11 protein-coding genes are annotated in these 14,218 nt (G+C 60.6%); 6 read left to right on the top strand and 5 right to left on the bottom strand.

Annotated features, from left to right (window positions below; genetic code table 11):
• Positions 1 to 211: 211 nt before the first annotated feature.
• A complete protein-coding gene (gene morA, locus ACIGDJ_RS13060) occupies positions 212 to 4,060 on the top strand; it encodes a cyclic di-GMP receptor MorA (RefSeq protein WP_101158799.1) in 3,849 nt (1,282 codons plus the stop codon).
• A 207-nt stretch (positions 4,061 to 4,267) separates the two neighbouring features.
• Entirely contained in the window at positions 4,268 to 5,521 is a 1,254-nt protein-coding gene (gene glyA / locus ACIGDJ_RS13055; RefSeq protein ID WP_313005406.1) for a serine hydroxymethyltransferase, read from the top strand.
• A gap of 8 nt (positions 5,522 to 5,529) precedes the next feature.
• Here the strand turns inward: glyA and ACIGDJ_RS13050 are convergent, their stop codons facing one another.
• Positions 5,530 to 5,706 carry a hypothetical protein gene (locus ACIGDJ_RS13050; protein WP_178081183.1) on the bottom strand — a complete coding sequence of 59 codons (177 nt, stop codon included), beginning with the start codon at positions 5,704 to 5,706 and terminating at the stop codon, positions 5,530 to 5,532.
• Positions 5,707 to 5,855: 149 nt separating this feature from the next.
• On the opposite strand from ACIGDJ_RS13050, the gene ACIGDJ_RS13045 reads away from it, so the two are divergent.
• From ACIGDJ_RS13045 to ACIGDJ_RS13035, 3 genes are read left to right on the top strand one after another with little or no spacing between them, the layout of a single operon-like run.
• Positions 5,856 to 7,169: a C4-dicarboxylate transporter DctA gene (locus ACIGDJ_RS13045; RefSeq protein WP_397479924.1), complete on the top strand. Its 1,314-nt coding sequence runs from the start codon at positions 5,856 to 5,858 to the stop codon at positions 7,167 to 7,169.
• 49 nt (positions 7,170 to 7,218) lie between these two features.
• Positions 7,219 to 7,923, top strand: coding sequence for a FadR/GntR family transcriptional regulator (locus ACIGDJ_RS13040; protein ID WP_313005410.1), 705 nt, complete (start codon positions 7,219 to 7,221; stop codon positions 7,921 to 7,923).
• 18 nt (positions 7,924 to 7,941) lie between these two features.
• The gene (locus ACIGDJ_RS13035) at positions 7,942 to 8,646 is read left to right on the top strand and encodes a GntR family transcriptional regulator (protein ID WP_397479925.1); all 705 of its coding nucleotides are present in this window, start codon (positions 7,942 to 7,944) and stop codon (positions 8,644 to 8,646) included.
• Between the two features lie 116 nt (positions 8,647 to 8,762).
• Here ACIGDJ_RS13035 and yjiA read toward each other — a convergent pair whose 3' ends face one another.
• From yjiA to ACIGDJ_RS13020, 3 genes are all read right to left on the bottom strand, one after another.
• A complete protein-coding gene (yjiA, locus tag ACIGDJ_RS13030) occupies positions 8,763 to 9,734 on the bottom strand; it encodes a GTPase (RefSeq protein ID WP_101158804.1) in 972 nt (323 codons plus the stop codon).
• Between the two features lie 159 nt (positions 9,735 to 9,893).
• Complete coding sequence (locus ACIGDJ_RS13025; RefSeq protein WP_003228401.1) at positions 9,894 to 10,091, bottom strand: YbdD/YjiX family protein; 198 nt, start codon at positions 10,089 to 10,091, stop codon at positions 9,894 to 9,896.
• Positions 10,092 to 10,106: 15 nt separating this feature from the next.
• Entirely contained in the window at positions 10,107 to 12,173 is a 2,067-nt protein-coding gene (locus ACIGDJ_RS13020) for a carbon starvation CstA family protein (RefSeq protein ID WP_041477781.1), read from the bottom strand.
• 159 nt (positions 12,174 to 12,332) lie between these two features.
• On the opposite strand from ACIGDJ_RS13020, the gene ACIGDJ_RS13015 reads away from it, so the two are divergent.
• Positions 12,333 to 12,701, top strand: a complete 369-nt coding sequence (locus ACIGDJ_RS13015) for a PilZ domain-containing protein (RefSeq protein WP_313005415.1) — start codon at positions 12,333 to 12,335, stop codon at positions 12,699 to 12,701.
• A 109-nt stretch (positions 12,702 to 12,810) separates the two neighbouring features.
• Here the strand turns inward: ACIGDJ_RS13015 and radA are convergent, their stop codons facing one another.
• Complete coding sequence (radA, locus tag ACIGDJ_RS13010) at positions 12,811 to 14,178, bottom strand: DNA repair protein RadA (RefSeq protein WP_095181861.1); 1,368 nt, start codon at positions 14,176 to 14,178, stop codon at positions 12,811 to 12,813.
• Positions 14,179 to 14,218 lie beyond the last annotated feature (40 nt).

Below are 14,218 nucleotides of genomic sequence, written 5' to 3'. Positions count from 1 at the left end.
GGGTGGCCACCACCTTAACGAGTATTTCCGAGCGCAGTAGTTTTAACAGTGTCTGGGCTCCGGCATAACCAACAGAGCTACCCAATGACCGAGGGCAGTCCAGCCGAGAGGGGCTGGCACTTCGCCACGAGTCAAGGCATGCTAGCCGCCCTTCGGGCGTCCGGCTTATAGTGCACGTCGCGCCAGTCCAGCCATATCGCAGGATCACAGCTTGACCAATGTCACTCCGCCAGCCTCTGTGAGCAGCACCCCACCGGCGCCCGGCTCGCCCTTGCGCGGGACATTGAAGGGGGCGCTGGCCACCCTCGTGCTGTTATTGCTCGCATTGCTGTTCTGGCAACTGCTCGATCAATTGCGCGAAACCCAGAAGAACCAGCGTCAGTACACCATCGATTACACCGCCGACCTCGCCGCTCAGGTCAGCCTGAACATGGCGCTGAACGCGCAAATCGCCCTCAATCTGCTACCGATCGTCGAACAACCACAATCGGCCGACGAACAGCAGATGTTGCTACGCAAACTGCAACGCTCGCTGCCCGATCTGCGCAGCATGGCCCTGCTCTCGCCCTCAGGCCGCATTATCAGTGACAGCGCCACCGACAGCTCCGACGCCGATTACCTGACCGAACTGGTGCGCCGCAGTCGCGCTCAGGCGCATTATTTCAGCAACGCCGATGACGGCTCGGTGGTGCATCTGCTGTTGCATCAGGCCAGCGGCAGCAGTCGCGGTTACTGGGCCTTGCGCCTGACGCCGACCTTCTTCGACTCGCTGACCAAACAGGACGCCACCGCCCTGCGCCCGTTGTGGCTGGTGGAAAACCGCCTCAATCACCAGATCATCAGCCGCGAAACTGGGCTGCCCTCGACCAAGGCTGGCGGGCTGACCCCCGACGATGTCGCCAACACTGTGCTGACCGTGCCGCTGAGCAGCAGCGACTGGCAATTGCGTGGGCTGTTCGACCGCCAGCGCGTACTGGAAGAATTGCTCCCGGCGTTCATCGGCAAATGCCTGCTCGGCCTGGCGTTCTCGATGTTGCCGGTGATCGCGCTGCTGAACATGCGCCGCCGCCAGCGTCAGGTGCACGAAGGCCGGCGGCGTTATCAGGATATTTTCGAAGGCACCGGCGTGGCCCTGTGCGTGCTTGACCTGTCCGGTCTCAAGCAGATGTTCGACAAGGCGCAGATCCAGACCAGCGACCAGCTCAAGGCCTGGCTCGACCAACCGCAGCAGCGCCAGCAACTTCTGCAGGAAATGCGCGTCACCGAAGTCAATCAGGTCGCCCTGCAACTGCTTGATGTGCATTCCTGCGACGAGGCCTGGCAATTGCTGATCGACGGCCGGCGCCACCCGCAATGTGCAATCGGCCAGCCGATCCTCGACGCCGTCCTGCAGCAGCAGAAGCAGCTGGAACTGGAAATCAAACTGCCCAACAGCAACGGTCGCGACCAGCACCTGTGGATGGTCCTGCGCCTGCCGAGCGAACAGGACGACTATAAAGCGGTGATCCTCAGCATCAACGACATCACCAGCCGCAAGCTGATCGAGCTGTCGCTGCTGGAGCGCGAAGGTTTCTGGTCGGACGTGGTGCGCACCGTGCCGGATCATCTGTATGTGCAGGACGTGATCAGCCAGCGGATGATTTTCAGCAACCACCACCTCGGCCAGACCCTCGGTTACAACCGCAGCGAACTGCATCAGATGGGCGAGTACTTCTGGGAAATCCTCCTGCACCCGGAAGACGCCGATGACTACCATCGCTCGCGGCAGTTGCAGCGTCACGCCGGTTACAGCCAGTTGCTGCAATGCCAGTTGCGCTTCCGCCATCGCGACGGCAAGTGGCGGCGTTTCGACATCCGTGAACAGGCGCTGGCGCGGGACAAGCACGATCAGGTCACGCGAATCATCGGCGTGGCCAAGGACATCACTGAACAGATCGAAGCCAGCGAATCGCTGCGTGACAGCGAGCAGCGCTACCGCATGCTCGCCGAAAGCATCAGCGATGTGATCTTCTCCACCGACAGCAAGCTCTCGCTGAACTACGTCAGCCCGTCGGTGCAGGCCGTGCTGGGTTACAACGCCGAGTGGATTTTTCAGAACGGCTGGCAATCGACGATCGCCAATCCGGGGCAACTGAACGGCATCTACGCGCTGATGGATCGCGTCAGCAAGGCCCTCGACAAACCCGAACAATTGACGCTGTTGCGCAGTCAGGTGCAGACGCAATTGTTCCTGTTCGATTGCCTGCGCGCCGATGGCCGGAAGATTCCGATCGAGCTGCGTCTGGTCCTGGTGTGGGACGAGCATGGCGCGTTTGAAGGCGTGCTCGGTGTCGGTCGCGACATCAGCCAGCAGCGCCGCGCCGAGAAAGACCTGCGCATGGCGGCCACGGTTTTCGAGCATTCGACTTCGGCCATCCTGATTACTGACCCGGCCGGCTATATCGTCCAGGCCAACGAAGCCTTCAGTCGGGTCAGCGGTTACACCGTTGGCGAAGTGCTCGACCAGTTGCCGAACATGCTCACCGTCGACGAGCAGCAGGACGCGCACCTGCGCTACGTGCTCAAGCAATTGCACGAGCACAGCACCTGGGAAGGCGAAGTGTGGATGAAGCGCCGTAACGGCGAGCATTACCCGGCGTGGGTCGGCATCACTGCCGTGCTCGACGACGAGGGCGATCTGGCCAGTTACGTGTGTTTCTTCAGCGACATCAGCGAGCGCAAGGCCAGCGAGCAGCGCATCCACCGCCTCGCCTATTACGACGCCCTCACCCACCTGCCGAACCGCACGCTGTTCCAGGACCGCCTGCACACCGCGCTGCAAGCGGCCGAGCGACAGAAGTCATGGGTGGTGCTGATGTTCCTCGATCTGGACCGCTTCAAACCGATCAACGACTCGCTCGGCCACGCTGCCGGCGACCGCATGCTCAAGGACATGGCCACGCGCCTGCTGGCCTGCGTCGGCGAAGACGACACCGTGGCGCGCATGGGTGGCGACGAATTTACCTTGCTGTTGCAGCATCGCTCCAGCCGCGAACTGGCGCTTAACCGGGCGATTCACGTCGCCGAGCAGATTCTCGCCAGCCTGGTGCGCCCCTTCGTGCTCGAGGGTCGCGAGTTTTTTGTCACCGCAAGTATCGGCATCGCGCTGAGCCCGCAGGACGGCAATGAACTCAGCCAGTTGATGAAGAACGCCGACACGGCGATGTACCACGCCAAGGAACGCGGCAAAAACAACTTCCAGTTCTACCAGGCCGACATGAACGCCAGTGCGCTGGAACGTCTGGAGCTGGAAAGCGATCTGCGCCATGCGCTGGAGCAGAACGAATTTGTCCTGTACTACCAGCCGCAGTTCAGCGGCGACGGCAAACGCCTGACCGGCGCCGAAGCTTTGCTGCGCTGGCGCCATCCGCGGCGTGGGCTGGTGCCGCCGGGAGATTTCATTCCGGTACTGGAAGAGCTTGGGCTGGTGGTGGACGTGGGTGATTGGGTAATCAGCGAGGCCTGCCGGCAGCTGAAAACCTGGCACCAGCAGCGCGTGCGGGTGCCGAAGGTCTCGGTGAACATTTCCGCACGGCAGTTCTCCGACGGCCAATTGGGCACGCGGATCGCTACGATCCTGCGCGAAACCGGTCTGCCGCCGGCATGCCTGGAACTGGAGCTGACCGAAAGTATCCTGATGCGTGAGGTCAGCGAGGCAATGCAGATTCTGGCCGGGCTGAAGAACCTCGGCCTGAGCATTGCGGTCGACGACTTCGGCACCGGTTATTCATCGCTGAACTACCTCAAGCAATTCCCGATCGACGTGCTGAAGATCGACCGCACCTTCGTCGACGGCCTGCCGTCCGGCGAACAGGACGCGCAGATTGCCCGCGCGATCATCGCCATGGCCCACAGCCTGAATCTGGCGGTGATCGCCGAGGGCGTGGAAACCCACGAGCAACTGGAATTCCTGCGTGAGCATGGCTGCGATGAGGTGCAGGGTTATCTGTTTGGTCGACCCATGCCGGCGGGACGGTTCGAGGCGCAGTTCAGCAATGATGCGCTGTTCATGTTCGACTGAAGATTTGCGGCGTGCCCGAAAAGATCGCAGCCTGCGGCAGCTCCTACAGGTTGATGCCAGTCACAAGATCCGGGGTGAGTCGGCACAAACGCCACCTGTCTGCGCATGAACGCCACTTGTCTGCGACATGATGTCGTTTCATATGTCATCCAAAAGCGGTTGGGTTAGAATGCCCCCCTTTTCTGCCCCCGATCCTTGAGGACCGCCATGTTCAGCCGTGATTTGACTATTGCCAAGTACGACGCCGACCTTTTTGCCGCCATGGAGCAAGAAGCTCAGCGTCAGGAAGAACACATTGAGCTGATCGCTTCGGAAAACTACACCAGCCCAGCGGTGATGGAAGCTCAAGGCTCGGTCCTGACCAACAAGTACGCCGAAGGTTATCCGGGCAAGCGCTACTACGGTGGTTGCGAATACGTCGACGTGGTCGAGCAACTGGCCATCGACCGTGCCAAGGAACTGTTCGGCGCCGATTACGCCAACGTTCAACCGCATGCCGGTTCGCAAGCCAACGCCGCTGTGTACCTGGCTCTGCTGTCGGCTGGCGACACCATTCTGGGCATGAGCCTGGCCCATGGTGGTCACCTGACCCACGGCGCCAGCGTTTCCTCCTCGGGCAAGCTGTACAACGCCGTTCAATACGGTATCGATGCCAACGGCCTGATCGACTACGACGAAGTCGAGCGCCTGGCGGTCGAGCACAAGCCGAAAATGATCGTTGCCGGTTTCTCGGCCTACTCGCAGATTCTCGACTTCCCGCGCTTCCGCGAAATCGCTGACAAGGTCGGCGCCTACCTGTTCGTCGACATGGCTCACGTCGCCGGTCTGGTTGCCGCTGGTGTCTACCCGAACCCGGTGCCGTTCGCTGACGTCGTGACCACTACCACGCACAAGACCCTGCGCGGTCCACGTGGCGGTCTGATCCTCGCGAAGGCGAATGCCGAGATCGAGAAGAAGCTCAACTCCGCCGTATTCCCGGGCGCCCAGGGTGGCCCGCTGGAGCACGTGATCGCCGCCAAGGCAATCTGCTTCAAGGAAGCGCTGCAGCCTGAGTTCAAGGCCTACCAGCAACAAGTGGTGAAAAACGCCCAGGCCATGGCCAGCGTATTCATCGAGCGCGGTTTCGACGTGGTTTCGGGCGGTACTGAAAACCACCTGTTCCTGCTGTCGCTGATCAAGCAGGAAATCTCCGGTAAAGACGCCGACGCCGCGCTGGGCAAAGCGTTCATCACCGTGAACAAGAACTCCGTGCCTAACGATCCACGCTCGCCGTTCGTCACCTCTGGCCTGCGTTTCGGTACCCCGGCTGTGACCACTCGCGGCTTCAAGGAAGCTGAGTGCAAAGAGCTGGCCGGCTGGATCTGCGACATCCTGGCAGACCTGAACAACGAAGCGGTGATCGACGCCGTTCGTGAGAAAGTCAAAGCCATCTGCAAGAAACTGCCGGTGTACGGCGCTTAAGTGCGACGTTAAATCTGCAGCAGGAAAAACCGGCCAAGTGATTGGCCGGTTTTTTTTCGCCTGCAATTCAGCTGTAGGAGCTGCCCAAGGCTGCGATCCTTTGATCTGGATTTTAAAAACAAGATCAAAAGATCGCAGCCTTCGGCAGCTCCTACGCGGCTTTGGCCGCTGGTCAGACCGGTCATGCCAAATTCATGTTCACCCCTTGTAATCAGGAAAAACCCAAGCCTAGACTGCGCCTGCACTGGACATACCGGTAAGACCACAATAATTAAGTCCTGAATCCGATGCGCCAAGCGTGCGGCAGCCAGGACACCGACCCAGGATTCCTCCCATGCTCAGATGGTGCTCGCGTTCAATCTTCCTCCAAGTGGTCCTCGGACTGATGCTCGGCATCGTCTGTGGGCTGACCCTCCCTGAATACTCGGCCCAGCTCAAACCGCTCGGCGATGGCTTCATCAAACTGATCAAGATGCTTATCGGCCTGATCGTGTTCTGCGTGGTGGTCAGCGGCATCAGCGGCGCGGGCGACCTGAAGAAGGTCGGGCGCATCGGCCTCAAGTCGGTGATCTACTTTGAAGTGCTGACCACCATCGCCCTGGTGATCGGCCTGGTGTTCGCCTTCAGTACCGGCATCGGCAGCGGCGCGAATATCCATCTGGAACAGCTTTCCAGCGCCGACATGGGCGACCTCGCCGAGCGCGGCCAGCACATGCACACCACCACCCAATTCCTCATGGACCTGATCCCGACCTCGGTGATCGGTGCCTTCGCTGACAACAATATTCTGCAAGTGCTGCTGTTCTCGGTATTGTTTGGCAGCGCGCTGAATCTGGTCGGCGAAGCGGCGTCCGGTATCTCGCGGCTGATCAACGAACTGAGCCACGTGATCTTCCGCATCATGGGCATGATCGTGCGTCTGGCGCCGATCGGCGTGTTCGGCGCCATCGCCTTCACCACCAGCAAATATGGCCTGGATTCGCTGCAGCACCTGGGCAGTCTGGTCGGCCTGTTCTATCTGACCTGCATTGCATTCGTCGGCGTGATTCTCGGTCTGGTGATGCGTGCTTCCGGCCTGCGCATGTGGCCGCTGCTCAAGTACCTGCGTGAAGAACTGCTGATCGTCATGGGTACCGCTTCTTCCGACGCCGTATTGCCGCAGATCATGCGCAAGCTCGAACACCTCGGCATCGGCAGCTCCACTGTCGGTCTGGTGATCCCGACCGGGTATTCGTTCAACCTTGACGGTTTCTCGATCTATCTGACTCTGGCCATCGTGTTTATCGCCAACGCCACCGGCACACCACTGGCGATGACCGACTTGCTGACCATCCTGCTGGTGTCGCTGATCACTTCCAAGGGTGCCCACGGCATTCCCGGCTCGGCGCTGGTGATTCTCGCGGCGACACTGACGGCGATCCCGGCGATTCCCGTAGTCGGTCTGGTGCTGGTATTGGCCGTGGACTGGTTCATGGGCATCGGCCGCGCGCTGACCAATCTGATCGGCAACTGCGTCGCCACCGTGGCCATCGCCCGCTGGGAAAAGGACATTGACGTGCAGCGCGCAAACAAGGTGCTCAATGGCGAACAGGGCTATAACTTTCAACCGCGAAAAACTGTCGCCCAGGCGGCGGCCAAAGAATTTTGAATGAGTGCCGTGCCTGCTGCCTGGCAGGCACGGCGCAGGGAGCCAATACGTGATAACAACTTCAACCGTCGTCAACTCAGTGGTGGAAAAGCTCCGCGCCGCGTTGGCCCGAGGGCAGTGGCGCTCCGGCGACATGCTGCCGGGCCAGCGCGAACTGGCCGAGCAATTGGGCATCAGCCGACCAAGCCTGCGCGAAGCGGTGACCGTGCTGGAAACCCTCGGCCTGGTGCGCTCGATGCCGGGCAAAGGCGTAGTCGTGCTCGACGCACAACTGAGCGACAGCCAGAGCCACGACAGCGCGGTAGCTGGCGCCAGTCTCGAAGATGTGCTGCAGCTGCGCTACACCCTCGAGCCGTTCATTGTCGGACTGGTCGCGCAATCGATCAGCAGCAAGGAAGTCGGCCAGCTGCGCCTGACCCTGATGGACATGCGCGAAGCCCTCGAGGCCGGTGACAGCGAAGCCGGAGTCAGTGCCTACATTGCCTTCCACGAAGAGCTGTTCACCCTGACTTCGAACCCGATTTTCCAGAGCGTGGTTCAGCAGACCAGCAATGCCCTCAAGCAAAGTGCCGAAGTGTTGCGCAACTCTCCCGAGCATCTGGCCGAACGCCTGCAAGAAAACGAAGCCGTTGTCCGCGCAATCCGCAGCAAGAACAGCGCCCAGGCCAGCGCCGAAATGCGCCGGCACATTCTGCGAGAAGGCCAGCGCATGGGCATCGAGCTGAATATCCCGGATGACAACCTGCCCACCTGATCTGCCAGGAGAACGGCCATGAACACTTTTGCTTGCGCATCGCATGCACATTCGACCGCCCTGCCCTTCCTTCACCAGCGGGCGCCGGTGGAGGATCTGTACCCGCGAGTGTTCGACGCAATACTCGAACAGCGTATCGATGAAGCCAGCCGGTTCACCGAGGACAGTCTGAAGGCGATGTTCAGCGCCAGCCGCGCCGATGTGCGGCGGGTGCTGACCCAGTTGTCCCATGAACAGATCGTGGTATTGCGCGCCAATCATCGACCGCGCGTGGCGGCGCCAGATCGTGAACTGATCAGGCAGACCTTGCATGCGCGTCGGCTAGCCGAAAGCACATTGGTGCGACTGGCGTGTCAGCGTCCGCAGATAGATCAATTGACACGCTTGCGCACCTTGATTGAACGCGAGAAGCGCGCCGTAGAGCAGGATCGGCGCGCAACGGCGATTCGTTTGTCCGGGGAGTTTCATTTGCTGATGGCGCGGATGGCGGGGAATGTGCCGCTGGCGCATTTTCTCGGGAGTCTGGTGCCGTTGACATCGTTGGCGATTGCGCGAAGCACGTCGCAGACGCACAGCTGTTGCGCATGGCAGGAACATTCGGCGCTGGTAGAGGCCTTGGAGCGACGAGATGCTTCAAAGGCCGGGATGCTGATGGGTCAGCATCTGGATCATCTTGAGCAAACGCTGCTGGGTTCAGACCTTGAGTCTTATGCTGTCGGTTAGATTGCCTTCGCGAGCAAGCCCGCTCCCACAGGAGACCGTATTCCTTCCAGAGAAATGCAGTCAACTGTGGGAGCGGGCTTGCTCGCGAAGAGGCCATCAATGACAACAAAGCCCCATCAGAGCGCCACCACTGTGGCAAACCCCGCCCGAATCTTCTCTTCCGGCAAGTCATCGGCGATGAACACGATCACGCTTTCCCGCGCCTCGCCCTCGGCCCACTCGGTGTCCCAGTCAAAACCATAAAGCTTCAACACGCCCTGAAACACCAGCCGCCGATCCTCGCCAGCAATATTCAGCACGCCTTTGTAACGCAGCAATTGCTTGCCGTGTTCTTCCAGCAGTTCGTTCATGAACTCGCTGAGCTGATCGATATCCAGCGCCTGATCGGTGCGCAGAACAAGGCTGGAGATGCGATCAATCGACGGCGCCTTGCTCACCGGCCGCAGGCTCAATCCGCCGCCCAGATCGGCATTGAGATTGAAGCCGCGCACATCCAGCAGTTCGCCCAGATCGATGTTGCCATGCTCGACCACGCGGATCGGCGCGCGGCGGTTGATTCGTGTCAGTCGCTCGCTGAGCGCGGTGAAGGTTGCCCCGTCAACCAGATCGGTCTTGCTCACCAGCAGGCGATCGGCGAAACCGATCTGGGCCTGAGCGATGGTCTGGGTCAGGTGCACATCGGCGTGAGCGGCATCGACCAGGGTGATGATGCCGTCGAGCAGGTAACGCTCGCGCAGTTCTTCGTCGATGAAAAAGGTCTGCGCCACCGGCGCCGGATCGGCAAGCCCTGTGCACTCGATAACCAGACGATCAAACGCGATCTCGCCGCTGTCCAGGCGTTCGAGCAGCAGGTACAGGGCCTTGGTCAGGTCGGTGTGAATCGTGCAGCAGACGCAGCCGTTGGCCAGGGTCATGACTTGCACCGGCTCGTCACCCAACAGTTGGGTGTCGATGCCGGCGTCGCTGAATTCGTTTTCGATCACGGCGATCTTCAGGCCGTGCTCGGCTTTCAATAAGTGGCGCAGCAAAGTGGTTTTGCCAGCGCCGAGGAAACCGCTGAGTACCGTTACCGGAATGGGAGAGGACAAACGCTTTCTCCTTCATATAAATGAACAACACAAAAACAAATGTGGGAGCGAGCTTGCTCGCGAAGGGGTCGTGTCAGCCGACATCATTGCCCGATGACACACCGCTTTCGCGAGCAAGCCCGCTCCCACAGGGGATTACCTCAACCGCAGGCTGTCAGCTCAACAGCACTTCGGCCCACCCTTGCCACCGTAACGGGCCTCCTGACGTTCGCGAAAGAACATCTCGTAGCTCATCACCGGTTTGTCCGGGTGTTTGGTTTGCATATGCTCGACGTAGGTGTCGTAGTCGGGCATGCCGACCATCAGGCGCGCGGCCTGACCGAGGTATTTACCGAGGCGACTCAGGTCATTGAACATGCTGCAATCCTCCGGTTACGCATCGGGCAGGGCCTGGAATGGCGATTCTTTGTCCGTACGCTCTTTTTTGCCCCAGGCGGCGATGCCGACCTTGAGCGCATAGAACAGGATGCTGAACACCACGAACAGGAACAGCGCGGTGAGTGTGGCGTTGGTGTAGGCGTTGAAGATCACGTGCTGCATCTGCTCGACGCTTTTCGCCGGTGCCAGCACCTGACCATTGGCCAGCGCATCGCTGTACTTCTTGGCCAGGGACAGGAAGCCGATCGCCGGGTTGGCGTCGAACAGCTTGATGAAGCCAGCCGTGGTGGTGCAGATCAACAGCCATGTAGCCGGCAACAGGGTGACCCAGATGTAGCGCTGGCGCTTCATCTTGATCAGAACCACGGTGCCGAGCATCAGCGCGATACCGGCGAGCATCTGGTTGGAGATGCCGAACAATGGCCACAGGGTGTTGATGCCGCCCAGTGGATCGATCACGCCCTGATACAGCAACCAGCCCCACATCGCCACACAACCGGCGGTGGCAATCAGGTTGGCAGTCCACGATTCGGTACGCTTCAGCGCCGGAACGAAGGAACCGAGCAGGTCCTGCAGCATGAAACGCCCGGCACGGGTACCGGCGTCGACAGCCGTCAGAATGAACAGCGCTTCGAACAGGATCGCGAAGTGGTACCAGAACGCCATGGTGTTTTCGCCCGGCAGGACACTGTGCAGGATCTGCGCAATACCCACCGCCAGGGTCGGCGCACCACCGGCGCGAGCCAGGATTGTGGTTTCGCCGATGTCATGGGCAACCGCTTGCAGCGCCTCCGGCGTGATTGCGAAGCCCCAACTGGTGACCATTTGCGCTACTGACGCGGCATCACTGCCAACCACGGCGGCCGGGCTGTTCATGGCGAAGTACACGCCCGGCTCGATCACCGAAGCGGCAACCATGGCCATGATCGCCACGAACGATTCCATCAGCATGCCGCCGTAACCGATGTAACGGGCGTTGGTTTCGTTATCCAAAAGCTTCGGCGTGGTGCCCGAAGAAATCAGTGCGTGGAAACCCGATACCGCGCCGCAGGCAATGGTGATGAACAGGAACGGGAACAGACCGCCCTTCCACACCGGCCCGGTGCCGTCGACGAACTGGGTCAGCGCCGGCATTTTCAGCTCGGGCATGGTCACCAGAATGCCGATCGCCAGCGCGACGATGGTGCCGATCTTGAGGAAGGTCGACAGGTAGTCACGCGGCGCCAGAATCAGCCAGACCGGCAGCGATGCAGCCACAAAACCGTAACCGACCAGCATCCAGGTAATCTGCACACCGGTGAAGGTGAAGGCTTTGGCCCATACCGGATCGGCAGCAATCTGCCCGCCCAGCCAGATCGAACCGAGCAGCAGCAACACACCGACCACGGAGATCTCGCCGATGCGGCCCGGGCGGATGTAGCGCATGTAGATGCCCATGAACATCGCGATCGGGATGGTCGCCATCACGGTGAAGATGCCCCACGGGCTCTCGGCCAAGGCCTTGACCACGATCAGCGCCAGCACCGCGAGGATGATGATCATGATCAGGAAGCAGCCGAACAGTGCGATGGTCCCGGGAATCCGGCCCATCTCTTCACGCACCATGTCGCCCAGGGAACGGCCGTTGCGGCGGGTGGACATGAACAGGACCATGAAGTCCTGCACCGCACCCGCCAGCACCACACCGGCAATCAGCCAAAGTGTGCCGGGCAGATACCCCATCTGCGCCGCCAGCACCGGACCGACCAGCGGCCCCGCGCCAGCGATGGCCGCGAAGTGGTGACCGAAAAGAATGTGTTTGTTGGTCGGCACATAGTCCAGACCATCGTTGTTGAGCACGGCGGGGGTGGCCCGACGCGGATCCAGTTGCATCACGTTGTTGGCGATGAACAGACTGTAGTAACGGTACGCAACCAGATAAATGGCCACGGCAGCGACCACAATCCACAAGGCGTTGATCGCCTCGCCGCGGCGCAATGCCACTACGCCCAGGGCGCACGCTCCTACGATTGCCAGCACGAGCCAGGGTAAGTGGCGCAGCAGGCTATTATTATTTTTCATTTTATTATTCCAGCCAGGGTGGACAAGAAAGACAGCCACCCCGAGTTTAGCGCTTACGGCGCCAAAGGCCATACCCCGACATAGGTCTAGACGCTTGAGCGATTGGCTGGCGTCCGCATTCGCGGTCTATAGTCAGCGAACCTTCATGAGGATTGCGCCATGAGTGAGCACCCTGCCAATCGACGTCGTTTCAAACGTATTGCGTTCGATGCCCGAACCGAGCTGAAACAGGGCGAGTACATCTGGCCGGTCAAACTGATCGACCTGTCGCTCAAGGGTCTGCTGATCGAGCGACCGGAGCCGTGGCTGGGGGATAAAGAGCAGGACTTCTTCGTCGACATTCATCTGAGCGAAGACGTCGATATCCAGATGGATGTGCATCTGGCGCATGAGGAGAACGGGCACTTGGGGTTCATCTGTCGCCACATCAGCCTGGAATCGATCCAGCGCCTGCGCCGGTTGATCGAGCTGAATCTGGCGGATGAGGCCGAGCTGGAACGCGAACTGGGTGCACTGATCGAGATCTGACCTGGCCCCCTGTAGGAGCTGCCGAAGGCTGCGATCTTTTGATCCTGATCTTTTAAAAGCAAGATCAAAAGATCGCAGCCTTCGGCAGCTCCTACATAGGGGATCGTGGTTACTCGAAGAGTGCGTCCAGGGCTTGTTCGAGGCGCGTCACGGCAATGATCTGCAGCCCCGCCGGCGACTCTTTCGGTGCGTTGCCCTTGGGCACGATTGCGCGTTTGAAGCCGTGCTTGGCCGCTTCCTTCAAGCGCTCCTGGCCGCTCGGCACCGGGCGTACTTCGCCGGAAAGGCCAACTTCGCCGAACACCAGCAGATCATGCGGCAACGGCCGGTTGCGCAAGCTCGACATGACTGCCGCCATCAGCGCCAGATCCGACGCCGTCTCCAGCACCTTCACGCCACCCACCACGTTGAGGAAAACGTCCTGATCGTGGGTCGGAATCCCGCCATGGCGATGCAGCACTGCAAGCAGCATCGCCAGACGGTTCTGATCCAGGCCCAGCGTCACTCGGCGCGGATTGGCCAGATGACTGTCATCGACCAGCGCCTGCACTTCGACCAGCATCGGTCGAGTGCCTTCCCACGTTGCCATGACCACACTGCCCGGGACTTCTTCCTGAGCGCGCGTGAGGAAAATCGCCGATGGATTGGAGACCTCTTTCAGACCCTTGTCGGTCATGCCGAACACGCCCAACTCGTTGACCGCGCCGAAACGGTTTTTCACCGCACGCAGCAGACGCAGACGACCATCGGATTCACCTTCGAAATACAGCACGGTGTCGACCATGTGTTCCAGGACACGAGGACCGGCCAAAGCGCCCTCTTTGGTGACGTGGCCGACGAGGAAGATCGCTGTCCCGCTCTGCTTGGCGTACCGCACCAGCAGCGCCGCGCTTTCACGCACCTGGGACACGCCGCCCGGCGCCGATTGCAATTGTTCGGTGAAAATGGTCTGGATCGAGTCGATCACCATCACCTTGGGCTTTTCCTGGCGGGCGGTGGCGATGATGGTTTCGATGCAGGTTTCGGTCATCACCCGCAGTTGATCCTGCGGCAGGCCGAGACGGCGTGCACGCATCGCCACTTGCTGCTGGGATTCCTCACCGGTGACGTAAAGCGCCGGCATGCTCTTGGCCAGATTGCACAGGGTCTGCAGCAAAATGGTCGACTTGCCGATCCCCGGATCACCGCCGATCAGCACCACCGAACCGTCCACCAGACCGCCGCCGAGCACGCGATCGAGTTCACCGGAAGCGGTGGAAAAACGTGGAATTTCTTCGATGCTGACTTCGGCCAAGGTCTTGATCTGCGCCTGCTGGCCAGCCCAGCCGGTGCGCCCGGTGGGTGCCGTGGCACCGCCGCTTTCGATCATGGTTTCGGTCAGGGTGTTCCAGGCACCGCACTCGCCGCACTGCCCGGCCCACTTGGGAAAGGTTGCGCCGCACTCGGTGCAGCCGTACATGCGCTTGGCCTTGGCCATCAGAACCCCCGGAACAAAAGACGCGATGATAACGCAGCCA

This window comes from Pseudomonas sp. NPDC079367, from assembly GCF_044542195.1.
Taxonomy (GTDB): domain Bacteria; phylum Pseudomonadota; class Gammaproteobacteria; order Pseudomonadales; family Pseudomonadaceae; genus Aquipseudomonas.
Note: the sequence above shows the minus strand (reverse complement) of the source record. Positions and strands in the feature narration are given on the sequence as shown.

Excerpts from the sequence above, each read along its gene's own strand:
- ACIGDJ_RS13035 (WP_397479925.1), top strand. The coding sequence starts at position 7,942 with ATGAACACTTTTGCTTGCGCATCGCATGCACATTCGACCGCCCTGCCC.
- ACIGDJ_RS13015 (WP_313005415.1), top strand. The coding sequence starts at position 12,333 with ATGAGTGAGCACCCTGCCAATCGACGTCGTTTCAAACGTATTGCGTTC.
- ACIGDJ_RS13050 (WP_178081183.1), bottom strand. The coding sequence starts at position 5,706 with ATGACCGGTCTGACCAGCGGCCAAAGCCGCGTAGGAGCTGCCGAAGGC.
- radA (WP_095181861.1), bottom strand. The coding sequence starts at position 14,178 with ATGGCCAAGGCCAAGCGCATGTACGGCTGCACCGAGTGCGGCGCAACC.
- ACIGDJ_RS13020 (WP_041477781.1), bottom strand. The coding sequence starts at position 12,173 with ATGAAAAATAATAATAGCCTGCTGCGCCACTTACCCTGGCTCGTGCTG.
- ACIGDJ_RS13045 (WP_397479924.1), top strand. The coding sequence starts at position 5,856 with ATGCTCAGATGGTGCTCGCGTTCAATCTTCCTCCAAGTGGTCCTCGGA.
- glyA (WP_313005406.1), top strand. The coding sequence starts at position 4,268 with ATGTTCAGCCGTGATTTGACTATTGCCAAGTACGACGCCGACCTTTTT.
- ACIGDJ_RS13025 (WP_003228401.1), bottom strand. The coding sequence starts at position 10,091 with ATGTTCAATGACCTGAGTCGCCTCGGTAAATACCTCGGTCAGGCCGCG.